The sequence below is a fragment of the Nocardia sp. NPDC058640 genome, assembly GCF_042716995.1.
In the GTDB taxonomy this organism is placed as follows: domain Bacteria; phylum Actinomycetota; class Actinomycetes; order Mycobacteriales; family Mycobacteriaceae; genus Nocardia.
Genome location: NZ_JBHXRG010000010.1, coordinates 68,133 through 83,126, shown reverse-complemented (window position 1 = coordinate 83,126; position 14,994 = coordinate 68,133). Strand labels below are relative to the sequence as shown.

The following is a 14,994-nucleotide window of genomic DNA, read 5'->3' as shown; positions in this document are numbered from 1 at the left end:
TAATCATTTCGTGATGAACCCCACACTGACCGATTGCACCGCGGAGCACCCGGATCGGCGAACTTCACCGTATCGTCACATTCAGCTTTTCGTATTACCGCCTATGGTCCGCGGTATCGGCATTTGAGGGTTCTTCGCGCGTGCTCGACATCTATCACTTCAGCTATGGCTGGATCACCCCTGTTCTGGCCTATTTCATGTCGGTCACGGGGTGTCTGCTGGGGCTGCAGTGCGCCGCGCGCGGACGCAACGCCACCGAGGGACGCGCGGGCTGGCTCGTCAGCGCCGCCGTCGCGATCGGCGGAACCGGTATCTGGGTCATGCATTTCATCGCCATGCTCGGTTTCACCATCCGCGGCGCCGACATTCGCTACGACATCCCGCTGACGCTGTTCAGCGCGGTGACCGCGATGGTGGTGGTCGGGATCGGGCTGTTCATGGTCAACAAACCGCAGCCCACCTTGCGTTCGCTGGTCGGCGGCGGCACCATCACCGGTCTCGGGGTGGGCACCATGCACTACACCGGCATGTACGCGATGAAATCCAGCGCGGTGGTGACCTACGACCCCGAGATCGTGGCGTTGTCGATGGTGATCGCGGTGGTGGCGTCGATCGTGGCGCTGTGGTTCACGTTGCGGGTCAAGGGTTTTCTGGCCACCGTCGGTGCGGCGATCATCATGGGCGTGGCCGTGTGCGGGATGCACTACACGGGCATGGCGTCGATGCACGCGCACGCCGGGCACTCCACCGCACCCACCGCGGGTGCCGAGGCGATGCAGTTGTTGGCGCCGCTGATCGGGATCAGCAGCATCGTGACCATGCTGGTGCTGATCAGTGTGAGCCTGACCGAGATCGAGAACGAGGAAGCGCTGCCGCCGATGTCGCTGACCTCACGCAGTCATCAGGAGCCGCGACCCGCCCGGGTGACACCGCTTCCCCAAGACGAATACCGCACCGAGGAATTGAGTTACGACGGCGTCGGAGCGTGGCCGCGCCGCATCGTGGACTGAAATCAGTTCATCGCGAAAATCAATTCGTCGCGAAACCTGTTCGGCGCCGGACGAATTCGACCACCGGTTCCACCACTCGCGCGGCGATCGGGCCCATGATCGCCATCAACAGCACGTAGGCCGAGGCCAGGGCCGCCAGTTTCGCGTCGGCCTTGCCGTAGGCCACCGCCAATCCCGCGATGACGATGGAGAATTCGCCGCGCGCGACCAGTGCCGCGCCCGCTCTGGCCCGACCCATCCGCCGGATGCCCTGTTTGCTCGCCGCCCACCACCCCACCCAGATCTTGGTGCCGGTGGTCACCACCGCCAACCCCACCGCCCAGCCCAACACCGGCGGGATCGCGGCCGGGTCGATCGACAGGCCGAACGCGACGAAGAAGATCGCGGCGAACAGATCCCGCAGCGGTTCCAGCAGTTTCACCGCTTCCTGCGCGGTGGAACCCGAGATCGCGATGCCGAGCAGGAACGCGCCGACCGCGGCCGACACGTTCAGCGCCGAGGCCGCACCGGCCACCAGCAGCGCCGCGCCCAACAGTTGCAGCAGGAACACCTCGCGATCGGCGCTGTCGAGCACCGCCGAGACCACGCGACCGAAACGCAGCGCGACCACCAGCACCACGGTGATGGTCGCCAACGCGATAGCAAGGGAGATCATTCCGCTGGCCAGGCTCAACCCGGCCAGCATCATCGTCAGGATCGGCAGGTACACCGCCATCGCGAGGTCTTCGAACACCAGGATCGACAGCACGACCGGGGTCTCCCGGTTACCGAGGCGGCCCAGATCGTCGAGGACCTTGGCCACGATCCCCGACGACGAGATGTAGGTGACCCCGCCCAGCACCACCGCGCCGACCACACCCCAGCCCATGATCAGCGCCACCGCCACCCCCGGCAGCGCGTTGGCGACCAGGTCGAACACCCCCGCGGCCCAGGAGCGGCGCAGTCCGGTCATCAACTCGGGCGCGGTGTACTCGAGGCCCAGCAGCAACAGCAGCAGCACCACCCCGATCTCACTGGCGATGTGCCCGAACTCGGTGGCCGCGTCGAGTTCGATGAAACCGCCGCGACCGAACGCCAACCCGCCCAGCAGGTACAGCGGGATCGGCGACATCCCGAACCGGCCGGCCACTCGCCCGCAGATCCCCAGCGCGAACAAGATCACGCCGAGCTCGAGCAGAGCCAGGGCCTGCGAGGTCACGGCCGGTCAGCCGTGCACGAGAATCTTCGCGGCGGCGTCCAGTCCGTCCGGGGTACCGACGACCACGAGCAGGTCACCCTCGGTGAACGTGAAATCCGGGCCCGGTGAGGGGTGCAGCTGACCGGCGCGCATCACCGCCACGATCGAGGTCTTGGTGCGGGTGCGCATCCCGGTTTCACCCAGCGTGCGGCCCGCATAGGGCGATTCGTCGACGATGGCCAGCTGCCGGGTGGTGATGCCGGGCAGATCGCGATGGTCGTCGTTGAGTTTGGCGACCAGTTGCGGTGCGCCCAGCAGGTTCGCCAGCACCGACGCCTCGTCGGCCGACAGCGGCACCTGCGCGGCGATGGCGTCCGGGTCGTCGGGTTTGGACACGATCAGATCGATGTCACCGTCGCGATGGGCGACCACCCCGACGCGGCGCCCCGACCTGACTTCGAAATCTTTACGCACTCCGATGCCCGGTAGCGCTGTGACGTCGACGTTCACCCCTCCACAGTAGTCGCGTGGGGGTCCGGTTGTGGCCTACGCCACGTTGTCGTTACGGCCCGGATCACCGATCCCGGCGCGGTGTGGTGAACACGCCGTCGGGGCCGGGCAGGTACGGCTGCGCGGCCAGCACCGCGGCCAGCGGCAGCGGGGCGTACAGGTGCGGGAACAGCATCGACGACGGGTCGGTGGGCACGCCGGGCTCCCACTTCACCTCGCCGGTGAACAGGTTCGGGTCCAGCCACAGCAGCATCATGTCGGTGCGGCCGGCGAACAGGCGATTCGCGGGCAAGTGCACCTGCTCGGGAGTGGATAAGTGGACGAAGCCCGCCTCGGCCAGCGACGGCGGCGTGCGCTGCCCGCTGTTGCGAACTTGTTCCCATTCTTGGGAAGAACACAGGTGAACAAGCGTGTGAGTGTCGGATATCACGGGTAATCTCCGGGTAGACAACAGGTTCGGACGATCTAGACCCTGGCACAGCGTCGAGATGCACGGCCCGGTTCGGTGGTTGCGCGCGGTGCGTAACGAGCAACACCGCAGCGAGCGACATATCGGTGAGTGACAAGATCGAAAGGGGAGGTGGCATCAGCGCTTCGCGGGTGATCGGCGAGTACTCGAGACCATCGGCCCGCGGTGTTCGCTTTCAGCGAAACCGCAGGTCTGTTATCGAAAACACAAAGATTCACATCCGGGAACAAAGCCTGAACCCCGAACGTCTGACAGAGTAGTCATACCACTGCTGGGAAGTAGCGGATGCGAGCCTCGTGGAGTGACCACGAGGCCCACACCTAGGCGAACGGCCACGCAGCGCCGGGAGCCGGGACGGAGGAGTCATGCCAGGAACCCTGACCAGCACCCCACTGACCGCAGTTGATCGTTGCGATCGTTGCGGGGCGGCTGCCCGAGTGCGTGCAGTTCTTCCCGCGGGTGGCGAGTTGCTCTTCTGCCAGCACCACGCGAATGAACACATGGACCGTTTGCGCGAGCTCGAGGCCGTCATCGACACCGAGACAGCTCCCGCGATCTGACCACTCCTCGCGTCCGAAACAACAACATCTGACAACAGAACATGCCGACAGCGGGCGACCCGAACAGGGCGCCCGCTGTTGCGTTGTCCGGGGGTGCTCAGAGGTCGGCGAGGATGCCGTTCACGAGCGTTGTGACGCCGTAGTCGAAGGCGCCGTGCGGGTCGGCGGGGGCTTGGTGATGCTCGCCCGCGGCGGTACCGACCCGGCCTGCGAGGGGGAAGGCGTCGTGCGGGATCAGGGTGGCCAGCAGCGGGCCGTTGACCTGCCACCAGTCCGCGTCGCTCTGTTGCGCGGCCGCGCCCGCCGCCGCCACCGCCAGGCGGGCGTTGCCGGTGGCGAAGTCGGTGAGCACGGCGATCGCGCGGTCCATGGCCAGGTCGGTCAGGCCGATGTCGTCGATGGCGGCCAGCTGGCGCTCGAAGCGGGCCATCCGACCCGGACCGAGCACCTGGCGCCACGGGGACACTTCCAGCAGCCAGGGGTGCGCGAGCAGTTCGGCGCGGATCTGGGCGGAGATGGCGATCATGCGGTCGCGGACCGGTAGGTCGTCGGGGATCGGGGCGTCCTCGGTGGCGACGGCGTCGACCATGAGCACGATCAGAGCTTCCTTGCTGGGGATGTAGGTGTACAGGCTCATCGCGCGCACGCCCAGTTCGGCCGCGACCGCGCGGATCGTGAGCTTGTCGATGCCGTCGCGGTCGGCCAGGGCGATCGCCGCGGCGACCACGGTGTCGACGGTGAGGGCGGGTTTGGGGCCGCGGGTGCCGGGTTTGGCGGGCGCGGTGTGGCGCCACAGCAGTTCGAGGATGACCTGTGCGGTCTTCTCGTCATCGGCGGGCACGAGCGGTCCTCCCTGAAACTGTTTCTGGCACGGCGGAACAAACTCAGTACAGTGTACGTTGTTCGGTTGTTCGTGCTGCCCGATCGTCAGGAGAACGTTCTGTCCGCCATTCAGGCCACCTATCTGCCCGACCGTCACCTGTTCGCATTGTGGAGTTGGAACGGTCGCGAGGCCGGGCCCGCGCCGACGGGAATCGGCGATCCCGAGGTGCTCGCGCTCGCGTTGCCGGTCGGCGAGCGGGGCGCGATCGAGCCTGCCGAGGTCGCGACCACGGTGGTGACGGCCGCCGAACTGGCGGAGTCGAACTTCGACGAACTCGCGCCGTCCGCACTGGCCTGGCGTGCGCTACTGGCCGCCGCACCATCATCGACGCAACCAGCGGGCGATGTGCGGTCGAAACGACGGACTGGCGCTTCGCAGCCCGCGCGCAGTCGGGCTGCGGCGAGCCCCGACGCCCCGATAACGCCAGTTACCGAAGCAGACCTGCCGGCTGCCGCGCACGCCGTCCCGGACGCGGTCGGCACCGCGATCGTGTCGGCGCAGCGAGCCATGCGCGTCCTGCGGGAGACCCAGGCACTCGACGGGACCCTCGCTGGGGTCCTCGATGTGACGCTGCGGCCCTATCAGGTGCGCGGGGTGGGGTGGTTGCGCGAGACCGTCGAGGCGTACGGCGGGGCGGTGCTGGCCGATGAGATGGGGCTGGGTAAGACCGTGCAGACGATCGGGTTTTTGCAGGGGCGGGCCGACGGGCCGCAGTTGGTGGTGTGTCCGACTTCGCTGGTGGGCAACTGGGTGCACGAGATCGAGCGGTTCGCGCCGGGGTTGAAGGCGGTGTCGTGGCGCGGGGGTGAGGTGTCCGCCGGGGCGGGCACGGTGGTTGTCACCGGGTATCCGACCTTGCGGCTGCACGGTGCGGCGTTGATCAGCCGGCAGTGGGCCACGGTGGTGTTCGACGAGGCGCAGGCGTTGAAGAATCCGCGCACGCAGGTGTCGCGGGCGGCGCGGGCGTTGACCGCGCAGGCCAAGGTGGCGTTGACAGGCACGCCGGTGGAGAACCATCTCGACGAACTGTTCGCGCTGCTCAATCTCACCGTGCCGCGTCTGTTCGCGCATCGCACCCAGTTCCGGCGTCGGTTCGTGCGGCCCATCGAGGAGGGTTCGGCCTCGGCGGCGGCTCGACTGCGCGACGCGATCGAACCAGTGGTGTTGGCCCGCAAGAAGATTCAAGTCGCGGCGTCGCTGCCCGCGAAGATTCACAGCGATCTGCTGTGCGATCTGACGCCCGAGCAGGAACGGGTGTACGACGCGGTGCTCGCGCAGGCCCTCGACGAGGGATTCGGCTCGGGCCTGCAACGTCAGGGTCGGGTGCTCGCCGCGCTCACCCACCTCAAACAGGTGTGCAATCACCCCGGCCTGATCTCCGGCGATCTCGACGAAATAGCAGGCCGCTCCGGCAAACTCGACCTGTGCACCGACATCGTGGGCACCAATCTCGAGACCGGCGACCCGACACTGATCTTCACCCAGTACCGCAAAACCGGTGACCTGCTCGTGCGTCACCTGGCCGAACAGTTCGACGTGCAAGCCCCGTTCTTCCACGGTGGCCTGGACGCCGACCAGCGCGCCGACATCGTCACCCGCTTCCAATCCCCCGACGGCCCACCGGTTTTGATCCTGAGCCTGCGCGCCGCGGGCACCGGCCTGACCCTCACCCGCGCCGCCGACGTGATCCATTTCGATCGCTGGTGGAACCCGGCGGTCGAAGCGCAGGCGTCAGACCGTGCACACCGCATCGGCCAGACCCGCACCGTCACCGTAACCACCCTGACCAGCGCGACCACCGTCGAAGAACACATCGCGGCCATGCACACCCGCAAGTCCGCGCTCACCGACCTGTCCGACGCCGCCGGCATCGCTGAACTGGCCCGCCTCGACGACGACGCCCTGGTCGACATCCTGCGACGGAAGCGAGAGAACTGATGCCCGACAACGACTTCGGATACACCGCCTGGGGCCGGGACTGGGTCCGTCTGGCCGAACCACTGCGCCAAACCCGCCCGGAACCACTGCTGCCCCGCGCCCGCAGCATCGCCCGCAACGACGGTGTCCGCCTGGAAATCGAAGGCCGGACCGTGCGCGCGCACCTGCACCGCGGCGGCCAGGCCTCGATCGCCCACGTCGAAGTGGCACCGCTGTCGAGGGAAGCGGCGTCGGCGATCGGCCACACGATCACCGACCCGACCATCCTCACCGACGACATGCACCGCGCCGTCCTGGACGCAGGCCACTCCCCCGCGCCGACCCTGGTGAGCACCGACTGCTCCTGCTCGGCGCGCACCGCACGGTGCCTGCACGTGTTCGCGACGCTGTACACGATCGCCCGCAAGGTCGACGAAAACCCGCGCCTGGCACTGGAATTGCAGGGCTACTTCGACGCGACCACCGAATCCGACGCTCCCGTCCAGGAACCACGCTGGACCAGCATCCACACCCTCGACCCGGCCCAGTTCTTCACCTCGGCCACCTGAATCCGCCGGTATGGATGCCACCGACCCCGCGCTGCGGTGGCATCCACGCCGTCGGCGCTCTCGAACCAGCCGAGAGCCCGACATTGCCGACCGGTCAGGCGTTGGTCCCGCCATCGACGGTGAGGATCGCGCCGGTGATCGAGCGACCCGAGGGACCCGCGAGGAACGCGACCAGGTCGGCGACATCAGTGGGCGACCCGTAACGGCCCAGTGCGGTGAATTCTCGTTGGGTCGCGGCGTGCGGGCCGTCGGCCGGATTCATCTCGGTGTCGGTGGAGCCCGGCTGAACCAGGTTGACGGTGATGCCGCGCGGACCCAGTTCGCGCGCAAGGGCTTTGGTGAAACCGTTGAGGGCCGATTTGCTCAGGTTGTACAGCGACAGCCCGCCGAACAGTGCGCGTTCGGACAGGTTGGAGCCGATGGAGATGATCCGGCCACCCTCACCGAGATAGGGCAGGGCCGCTTGGCCGGCGACGAAGGCGGCGCGGGCGTGAATGTTCAGCGCACGGTCGATCTCGTCGAGGGTGAAGTCCGCGTAGGGCTTGGCGGGGAAGATGCCGGCGTTGTTCACCAGCACGTCGAGGCCGCCGAGTTCGCGCGCGGTCTGCTCGACGGCGGCCACGACCTGTGCGGCGTCGGCACTGTCGGCCTTGATGGGTAGCGCTCGCCTGCCCAGCAACTCGATCTCGGTGGCTACCTCTTTCGCGGCGACCTCGTCACGCTGGTAGGTGAACGCCACATCATTACCCGCGGTGGCCAGTGCATGGGCGATGGCCGCCCCGATCCCGCGGCTCCCGCCGGTCACCAGGGCCACAGTGTTGTTGCTGTTGGTCATCAGGCACGCTCCAATTCTGTAGTGGTCGATACACAAATAGAGAAGCACATCCGAATCCCGCCGTCAAAATTTCGTATCGATCGATACAGAATGGGCGACCGGCTGCCGTCGACGCCGGCACGCGCGGTATATTTACCGATCGGCACAGAAAGGCTTCCCCATGGCAGAACGCGGCCGCCCCCGCGGCTTCGATCGCGATATCGCGCTGCGCCGCGCCATGGAGGTGTTCTGGGAACTCGGCTACGACGGCGCCTCGATGAGCGATCTCACCGCCGCGATGGGCATCAACTCCCCCAGCCTCTACGCGGCCTTCGGCGACAAGGAAGCCCTGTTCCGGGCAGCGGTCGAGCTCTACGGCCGCACCGAGGGCTCACACACCGCGCGGGCATTGCGCGAGCAGCCCACCGCCTACGCCGCCATCGAGGCGATGCTGCGCGACAACATCGCGGCCTACGCCGACCCCGCCCTGCCGACCGGCTGCATGGTGGTGCTCGCGGGCGCCACCTACACCGGCAAGACCGCGGCGGTGCGCGAATTCCTCACGCAGGCCCGCCGCCACACCACCGCGCAGATCCGCGCCCGGCTCGACCGCGGAGTCACCGACGGCGACCTGTCCCCGGCCACCGACACCGCCGCGCTGGCCACTCTCTACAGCACTGTGCTGTACGGACTTTCGATCCAGGCCAGAGACGGCGTCGGCCGCGACGAGCTCGATGCCGCTGCCGACAGCGCGCTCGAAGTTCTGGCGGCGGCGGTCAGCTAGTACCCCGCTCGTCGGGTACTACCGGCGACGCAATGCCGCGACTGGCAGCGGCGGTCAGCTGGTACCCCGCTCGTCGAGCACTACCGACGACTCAACGCCGCGACTGGCAGCTGGTACCCCGCTCGTCGGGTATTACCGGCGACGCAATGCCGCGATTCGTTCGACCAGCTGATCGACCGACGCCAAAGCCGTTGGCGGGCCACCACATTCGCGGCGTAGGTCGCCGTGGATCACGCCGTGGGGTTGACCCGTGCGGTGGTGGTGCATGGCGACCAGGCTGTTGAGTTCGCGGCGCAGTTCGCCCAGCTTGTCCGAGGTCGCCACACGTTCGGCGACGGCGGCGGGCGGGGGTGCGGTTTCCTGGGCGGAGCGGTCGGCCAGTTGACGGGTTTGCCGGTCGCGCAGCAGGGCGCGCATCTGGTCGGCGTCGAGCAGGCCGGGGATGCCCAGGTAGTCGGCTTCCTCGTCGCTGCCCGCGATGGTGGCGGTGCCGAAGGAGGAGCCGTCGTAGATCACCTGGTCGAGTTCGGCGTCGGCGGCCAGTGCCACGAAGGACTTCTCGTCTTCGCCGGGCTCGTCCTTGGTCTTGTTCGCGTCCATCAACAGTTCGTCGTCGAGGCCGTCCTTGGGGCGGTGCGGCTTGCCGATGACGTGGTCGCGTTGCAGTTCGAGCTGGGCGGCCAGGTCCAACAGCACCGGCACCGACGGCAGGAACACGCTGGCGGTCTCGCCGGGTTTGCGGGCACGCACGAAACGGCCGATGGCCTGCGCGAAGTACAGCGGCGTCGACGCGCTGGTGGCGTACACGCCCACGGCCAGGCGCGGCACGTCCACGCCTTCGGACACCATGCGCACCGCGACCATCCACGGCTGGGTGCCCTTGCCGAACTCACCGATGCGCTGCGAGGACTGCGGGTCGTCCGACAGCACGACCGTGGGTCGTTCGCCGCAGATGTGTTCGAGCAGTTCGGCGTAGTCGCGGGCGCGCTCCTGGTCGGTGGCGATCACCAGTCCGCCCGCATCGGGCATACCGGACGCGCGCAGCTGACGCAGTCGCGTGTCCGCGGCGCGCAACACCGCCGAGATCCAGTCGCCCGCGGGGTCCAACGCGGTGCGCCAGGCGCGTGCGGTGTGCTCGGCGCTGAGCGGTTCGCCCAGGCGAGCGGTGTGTTCCTCGCCCGCGCTGTCGCGCCAGTGCGCGTCGCCGGAGTAGGCCAGGAACACCACGGGGCGCACGACGCCGTCGGCGAGCGCGTCGGAGTAGCCGTAGGAGTGGTCGGCGCGCGAACGCGGGAAGCCGCCCTCGTCGGGTTCGTAGGTGACGAACGGGATCTTGGAGTCGTCGCTGCGGAACGGGGTGCCGGTCAGCGCCAGGCGCCGGGTCGCGTCGCCGAACGCCTCTTCGGTGGCCTCACCCCAGGTCTTGGCGTCGCCGGCGTGGTGGATCTCGTCGAGGATCACCAGCGTGCGCCGGTTCTCGGTGCGCACGCGGTGGCGGGTGGGGTGCGCGGCCACCTGGGCGTAGGTCACCACGACACCGTGATAGTCGCCGGAGGTGCCGCCGGTGGAGTTGGAGAACCGCGAATCCAGCTGGATTCCCACCCGCGCGGCGGCGGAGGACCACTGGTGCTTGAGGTGTTCGGTGGGGGCGACCACGGTGATCTGATCCACCGTGCGATCGGCCAGCAACTCCGCGGCAACCCGCAGCGCGAAGGTGGTCTTACCGGCGCCGGGGGTGGCGACCGCGAGGAAGTCACGCGGCTTGGTGGCCAGGTACTTCGTCAACGCGCGCCGCTGCCAGGCACGCAACGAACCCGAGGGGGCAACAGTTTCGCCCGGTGTCCCCGCTTGCTTCGCCATGGCGGCACCCGACCCAGTCACGCACACGACCCTAGCCGCCCGCTACGGCGTGTCGCCAAACCGACGCGGGGTGGGCGACAGGCATCACAGCGACGCGCGTGCTCACCGACCATTTACCTGTTACCCGCCGACACGATGCCTGGGCCGCGCCACACGGACCGCGTTCGTGAGACATGCTTGACACCGAGATGAACAACGACCAGGTCCCCGCCGTCGATGCGACGCACCCGCCGCGCGCGCTCGCGCCCCGCGCCGCCCCCGCGCGCCCGTCGGCCGGTGCGCCCGCTGTCGGGCAACGCCGCAGCGATCAACGACGGTGGCTGCGCTGGTCGGCGACCGCGTGGCGGCTGGTGGTCCGGGTCGCCACCAAGTGCTGGGACAACTCGATCTTCACCAAGTCCGCGGCAGCCGCCTTCTGGCAAACGCTGTCGCTGGCGCCGTTGTTACTGGGCATTCTGGGCAGCCTCGGCTATGTGGGCGGGCTGTTCGGGCCCGACACGCTGGAGATCGTGGAGGCGAAGATCATCGCGTTCAGCCGCGACTTCTTCAGCCCGTCGGTGGTGTCGGATCTGATCGAACCGACCGTGGACGACGTGCTGGGCCAGGGGCGCGGCGCGGTGGTGTCGGTGGGTTTCGTGCTGTCGCTGTGGGCCGGGTCGTCGGCGATGTCGACCTTCGTGGACGCGATCGTGGAAGCGCACGGTCAGCAGGACGCCCGGCATCCGGTCTGGCAGCGGATCTTCGCGCTGCTGCTGTATGTGCAGTTCGTGGTGGCGGCGGTGCTGATCCTGCCGGTGATCGCGCTGGGGCCCACGCGGATCGGTCGGGTGCTGCCCGAATCGTGGCGCGAGCCGGGGTTGCGGCTGATCGACACGTTCTACTACCCGATCGTGGGCCTGCTGCTGATCGTGGGCCTGACCACGCTGTACAAGCTGGCGTTGCACAAGTCGTTGCCGTGGCATCGGCTGTTCGGCGGCGCGCTGGTGGCCGGGGTGTTCTTCATGGCCGCCAGCGACCTGCTGCGCCGATACCTGTCCGCGATCAGCGCCACCGGGGTCAGTTACGGCGCGCTGGCCACGCCGATCGCGTTCCTGCTGTTCACGTACTTTCTCGGCTTCGCGGTGATCCTGGGCGCGGAGTTCAACGCCGCGGTGCAGGAGTTCTGGCCCGCGCGCGCGACCCGGATCGAGCAGGTGAAGGAGTGGATCACCAGCCAGGTGCGTGGTGAGGACGACGAGGAGCACGACGACAACGCTGGGGCCTGTCCGCAGGCACCAGCGTCACCGATCGAACGTTCAGCTCAGTCGTCGCCGCCCTTGCGCAAACCCTCGTAGACCTTCTTGCAGTCGGGGCACACGGGCGAGCCGGGCTTGGCCGAGCGGGTCACCGGGAAGACCTCGCCGCACAGGGCCACGACCATCGTGCCCATGACGGCACTTTCGGCGATCCGGTCCTTCTTCACGTAGTGGAAGAATTTGGGGGTGTCGTCGCTGGTCGTTTCGTCGGTCGTGGTTTCCGGGCGTACCAGAGTGTCTGTACTCACCCCTCCATGATGCCGCATCCCGCGCGCGCACCGCTGACCAGCCGCGTGTGCGCCGCGTGACGCGCAGTGGAAGACTCGGGGGTATGCAGTCCCACGGCGAGACCCCTGACGCCGACGAACCCGAGGTAACCGGACCCGCGCAGCCCACGGCTTCGCGCGGGTTCTTCCGTCCCCTGCCCGCCGAACACGCCGTGCTGATCACCGAGGCCGCGCCGTCGCTGGACGATCAGCATCGCGCCAGGGTGCGTCGGTACACGTTCATCATGGCGTTCCGGATTCCGTGCCTGGTGTTGGCGGCGATCGCGTACAGCGCGTTCGAGAATCCGCTGCTGTCGATTCTGATCATCGCGGCGTCGGTGCCGTTGCCGTGGATCGCGGTGTTGATCGCCAATGATCGACCGCCGCGCACCAAGAACGAGCCCAGTCGCTGGGACGGTCATTCCAGCCAGACGGCGCTGGAATCAGGACAGCACAAGTCCATCGACAGTTGAGGTTTTCGGTCTGCGGACCAGCATCGACATGATGGCCGCGAGGCCGCACAACGCTCCTGCCACGTACCAGGCCAGGTCGTAGGAACCCTGCACGTCGCGGATGAAGCCCGCACCGGTAGCCGCGATGGCCGCGCCGACCTGGTGGGCGGCGAACACCCAACCGAACGCGATCGGGCCGTCGGCGCCGAACAGTTCGCGGCACAGCAGCACGGTCGGCGGGACGGTGGCGATCCAGTCCAGTCCGTAGAACACGATGAACACCCACATGCTGGGTTGCGTGTGTGGGCCCAGCAGCGACGGCAGGATCAGCAGCGACAGCCCGCGCAGCGAGTAGTAGCCCAACAGCAGGTAGCGCGGGTCGACGCGGTCCGACAGCCAGCCCGAGGCGATGGTGCCCGCGACATCGAAGATGCCGACCAGCGCCAGCAGTCCGGCCGCGGTGGTCGGCGGCATGCCGTGGTCGTGGGCGGCGGTGACGAAGTGCGTGCCGACCAGGCCGTTCGTCGACGCACCGCAGATCGCGAAACCGCCTGCCAGCAGCCAGAATCCGGGTGTGCGCGCGGCCGATGCCAACACTGTCAACGCGCGATTGGCACCGCCCGCGATCGGAACCCGCACGCCCGCAGTCGAATCCGCGGGCGCACCGTAGGCCTGCACACCGACGTCGCTGGGGTAGTCGCGCACGAACAGCCACACCAACGGCACCACCGACAGGGCCACCGCGGCCACCAGCAGCGACGGCAACCGCCAGCCGTGATCGTGCGCGAGCATGGCCACCAGCGGCAGGAACACCAGCTGACCGGTGGCCCCCGCGGCGGTGAGCACGCCGGTGACCAGGCCGCGACTCTGAACGAACCACCGGCCGGTGATGGTGGCCACGAACGGCATGGACATCGACCCGACACCGATACCCACCAGCAGTCCCCAGGTGGCCACCAACTGCCACGCCTGCGTCATGAATACGGTCAGCCCGCTGCCCGCGGCGATCAGCACCAGCGCCGAACACACGACCTTGCGGATGCCGAAGCGGTCCATCAGCGCGGCGGCGAACGGTGAGATCAAGCCGTAGAGCAGCATATTCAGGGAGATCGCGGTGGAGATCGTCGCGTGCGACCAGCCGAATTCGGTGTGCAGCGGTTCGATGAGCACGCTGGGGACCGACCGGAACGCGGCCGCGCCGAGCAGGGCGACGAAGCCGACGCCCGCCACGATCCAGGCGGGGTGCAGTCGGCCGCGCGCCGGGGTGTTTGTGCCGGTGCGGCTGTCGGCGGGGTCGTCGCCGGTGGGCGGCAGGGGCGCGCGTAAATCGGTCACTTGGTCAGAATGCCGGATCGGCGCGCGACGAGCGAGTGGCCGATGTGACACCTTTCGTCGATATTCCGCCAATTGCGTCGGAACCGCTGGAAGATGGCGACGCGCGACCGTGGTGTCGACAGCGGGACGCACGCGGCCTACCGTTCGAAGCGAACGGCTCGACAGTGCGGCCTGCACACTCGACGGGGAAGGGAGACAGCGTGATTCGCTGGACCTGGGCATTTCTGGACCGGCCCGCCGACACGTTCGACGACTGCGCGCGCTTCTGGGCCGAGGTCACCGGCTCCACTCTGTCGGCGCGGCGCGGCGAACACGACGAGTTCGTCACACTGCTGCCTGCTACTGGGCCCGCGTGGCTCAAGATGCAGGCGGTCGACGATGACGGTGGCATTCACCTCGATCTCGATGTCGACGACATTCCCGCGGCCGTGGCCACCGCGACTGGACTCGGTGCCCGCGCGGTCACCGTGCAACCCGACTTCACCGTGATGAACTCGCCTGCGGGACAAACCTTTTGCTTCACGCCGACCGAACGTCGAGTGGCACTGGATGATTCGGTGCCGGTCACCGTCTCCACCGCACCCGACGGCACGGTGACGCGACTCGACCAGATCTGTCTCGACCTGTCCCCCGACGACATCGATGCCGACACCGTCTTCTGGCAGTCCCTCACGGGCTGGACACCCCAGCGCGGCAGACGCCCCGAATTCTCCCGCCTGCGCGGCCCCGACCAACCACTGCACTTCCTGCTGCAACGCCTCGACGAGCCTCGCCCCGCAGGCGCGCACGCCGACCTGGCCTCCTCCGACATCGCCGCCACCGCCGCCTGGCACGAATCGTTGGGCGCCACCCGCGTCACCGACGCCGAACGTTGGATAGTGCTGCGCGACCCCGGAAACGCCCTCTACTGCGTCACGTCCCGAGACCCTTACACCGGTTGAGCTGACCGAAGCCCGCTCATCGTCGGCAGGTCGCCGCTACCAGCTCGGCCGAATGAGCGCGCCCGCCTATTGCCTGATCCGCTGGGGCGGCTCGACGTAATCAGCGCGACACGCAGTGCGAGCTGGTCGAAGTGGGCGGCGGTGATGCTGGC

Annotated in this window: 16 protein-coding genes; 8 read left to right on the top strand and 8 right to left on the bottom strand. The window is 68.1% G+C overall.

The window, feature by feature from the left end:
• Window positions 1-140 precede the first annotated feature (140 nt).
• On the top strand, window positions 141-1,010 hold the full coding sequence (locus tag ACFWU5_RS14560; RefSeq protein WP_379267492.1) for an MHYT domain-containing protein: 870 nt from the start codon (window positions 141-143) through the stop codon (window positions 1,008-1,010).
• 19 nt (window positions 1,011-1,029) lie between these two features.
• On the opposite strand, the gene ACFWU5_RS14555 is transcribed toward ACFWU5_RS14560, so the two are convergent.
• From ACFWU5_RS14555 to ACFWU5_RS14545, 3 genes are all read right to left on the bottom strand, one after another.
• A complete protein-coding gene (locus ACFWU5_RS14555) occupies window positions 1,030-2,208 on the bottom strand; it encodes a cation:proton antiporter (RefSeq protein WP_379242443.1) in 1,179 nt (392 codons plus the stop codon).
• 6 nt (window positions 2,209-2,214) lie between these two features.
• Window positions 2,215-2,697, bottom strand: coding sequence for a cation:proton antiporter regulatory subunit (locus tag ACFWU5_RS14550; protein WP_379242445.1), 483 nt, complete (start codon window positions 2,695-2,697; stop codon window positions 2,215-2,217).
• A 64-nt stretch (window positions 2,698-2,761) separates the two neighbouring features.
• Window positions 2,762-3,127, bottom strand: coding sequence for a DUF952 domain-containing protein (locus ACFWU5_RS14545; protein WP_379267491.1), 366 nt, complete (start codon window positions 3,125-3,127; stop codon window positions 2,762-2,764).
• A 404-nt stretch (window positions 3,128-3,531) separates the two neighbouring features.
• On the opposite strand from ACFWU5_RS14545, the gene ACFWU5_RS14540 reads away from it, so the two are divergent.
• On the top strand, window positions 3,532-3,726 hold the full coding sequence (locus ACFWU5_RS14540; protein ID WP_379242448.1) for a hypothetical protein: 195 nt from the start codon (window positions 3,532-3,534) through the stop codon (window positions 3,724-3,726).
• 97 nt (window positions 3,727-3,823) lie between these two features.
• Here ACFWU5_RS14540 and ACFWU5_RS14535 read toward each other — a convergent pair whose 3' ends face one another.
• Entirely contained in the window at window positions 3,824-4,567 is a 744-nt protein-coding gene (locus ACFWU5_RS14535) for a TetR/AcrR family transcriptional regulator (protein WP_379242450.1), read from the bottom strand.
• Window positions 4,568-4,705: 138 nt separating this feature from the next.
• Here ACFWU5_RS14535 and ACFWU5_RS14530 point away from each other — a divergent pair, with 138 nt between their 5' ends.
• Together ACFWU5_RS14530 and ACFWU5_RS14525 are read left to right on the top strand one after the other, a co-directional pair.
• The gene (locus ACFWU5_RS14530) at window positions 4,706-6,547 is read left to right on the top strand and encodes a DEAD/DEAH box helicase (protein ID WP_379267532.1); all 1,842 of its coding nucleotides are present in this window, start codon (window positions 4,706-4,708) and stop codon (window positions 6,545-6,547) included.
• Window positions 6,547-7,095, top strand: coding sequence for a hypothetical protein (locus ACFWU5_RS14525; protein ID WP_379267490.1), 549 nt, complete (start codon window positions 6,547-6,549; stop codon window positions 7,093-7,095). Before ACFWU5_RS14530 ends, ACFWU5_RS14525 begins: the two co-directional genes overlap by 1 nt.
• A 94-nt stretch (window positions 7,096-7,189) precedes the next feature.
• Here ACFWU5_RS14525 and ACFWU5_RS14520 read toward each other — a convergent pair whose 3' ends face one another.
• Window positions 7,190-7,930, bottom strand: a complete 741-nt coding sequence (locus ACFWU5_RS14520) for an SDR family NAD(P)-dependent oxidoreductase (protein ID WP_379267489.1) — start codon at window positions 7,928-7,930, stop codon at window positions 7,190-7,192.
• Window positions 7,931-8,090: 160 nt separating this feature from the next.
• Between ACFWU5_RS14520 and ACFWU5_RS14515 the strand changes: the two genes are divergently transcribed.
• A complete protein-coding gene (locus ACFWU5_RS14515) occupies window positions 8,091-8,693 on the top strand; it encodes a TetR/AcrR family transcriptional regulator (protein ID WP_379267488.1) in 603 nt (200 codons plus the stop codon).
• A 132-nt stretch (window positions 8,694-8,825) separates the two neighbouring features.
• Here ACFWU5_RS14515 and ACFWU5_RS14510 read toward each other — a convergent pair whose 3' ends face one another.
• Window positions 8,826-10,553 (bottom strand): DEAD/DEAH box helicase, encoded by a 1,728-nt coding sequence (locus ACFWU5_RS14510; RefSeq protein WP_379241003.1) that lies wholly within the window; start codon window positions 10,551-10,553, stop codon window positions 8,826-8,828.
• Between the two features lie 173 nt (window positions 10,554-10,726).
• Between ACFWU5_RS14510 and ACFWU5_RS14505 the strand changes: the two genes are divergently transcribed.
• Window positions 10,727-11,887: a YihY/virulence factor BrkB family protein gene (locus ACFWU5_RS14505; protein WP_379267487.1), complete on the top strand. Its 1,161-nt coding sequence runs from the start codon at window positions 10,727-10,729 to the stop codon at window positions 11,885-11,887.
• On the opposite strand, the gene ACFWU5_RS14500 is transcribed toward ACFWU5_RS14505, so the two are convergent.
• Window positions 11,854-12,096 (bottom strand): DUF3039 domain-containing protein, encoded by a 243-nt coding sequence (locus ACFWU5_RS14500; RefSeq protein ID WP_379232005.1) that lies wholly within the window; start codon window positions 12,094-12,096, stop codon window positions 11,854-11,856. The genes ACFWU5_RS14505 and ACFWU5_RS14500 overlap by 34 nt on opposite strands.
• Before the next feature lie 83 nt (window positions 12,097-12,179).
• Here ACFWU5_RS14500 and ACFWU5_RS14495 point away from each other — a divergent pair, with 83 nt between their 5' ends.
• Window positions 12,180-12,587, top strand: a complete 408-nt coding sequence (locus ACFWU5_RS14495) for a DUF3099 domain-containing protein (protein WP_379240918.1) — start codon at window positions 12,180-12,182, stop codon at window positions 12,585-12,587.
• Here the strand turns inward: ACFWU5_RS14495 and ACFWU5_RS14490 are convergent.
• Window positions 12,558-13,901, bottom strand: coding sequence for an MFS transporter (locus tag ACFWU5_RS14490; RefSeq protein WP_379267486.1), 1,344 nt, complete (start codon window positions 13,899-13,901; stop codon window positions 12,558-12,560). The genes ACFWU5_RS14495 and ACFWU5_RS14490 overlap by 30 nt on opposite strands.
• Window positions 13,902-14,101: 200 nt before the next feature.
• On the opposite strand from ACFWU5_RS14490, the gene ACFWU5_RS14485 reads away from it, so the two are divergent.
• Window positions 14,102-14,842: a VOC family protein gene (locus tag ACFWU5_RS14485; RefSeq protein WP_379267485.1), complete on the top strand. Its 741-nt coding sequence runs from the start codon at window positions 14,102-14,104 to the stop codon at window positions 14,840-14,842.
• Window positions 14,843-14,994 lie beyond the last annotated feature (152 nt).

Coding starts and splice junctions, on each gene's coding strand:
- ACFWU5_RS14540 (WP_379242448.1), top strand. CDS start 3,532: ATGCCAGGAACCCTGACCAGCACCCCACTGACCGCAGTTGATCGTTGC.
- ACFWU5_RS14525 (WP_379267490.1), top strand. CDS start 6,547: ATGCCCGACAACGACTTCGGATACACCGCCTGGGGCCGGGACTGGGTC.
- ACFWU5_RS14520 (WP_379267489.1), bottom strand. CDS start 7,930: ATGACCAACAGCAACAACACTGTGGCCCTGGTGACCGGCGGGAGCCGC.
- ACFWU5_RS14515 (WP_379267488.1), top strand. CDS start 8,091: ATGGCAGAACGCGGCCGCCCCCGCGGCTTCGATCGCGATATCGCGCTG.
- ACFWU5_RS14510 (WP_379241003.1), bottom strand. CDS start 10,553: ATGGCGAAGCAAGCGGGGACACCGGGCGAAACTGTTGCCCCCTCGGGT.
- ACFWU5_RS14505 (WP_379267487.1), top strand. CDS start 10,727: ATGCTTGACACCGAGATGAACAACGACCAGGTCCCCGCCGTCGATGCG.
- ACFWU5_RS14495 (WP_379240918.1), top strand. CDS start 12,180: ATGCAGTCCCACGGCGAGACCCCTGACGCCGACGAACCCGAGGTAACC.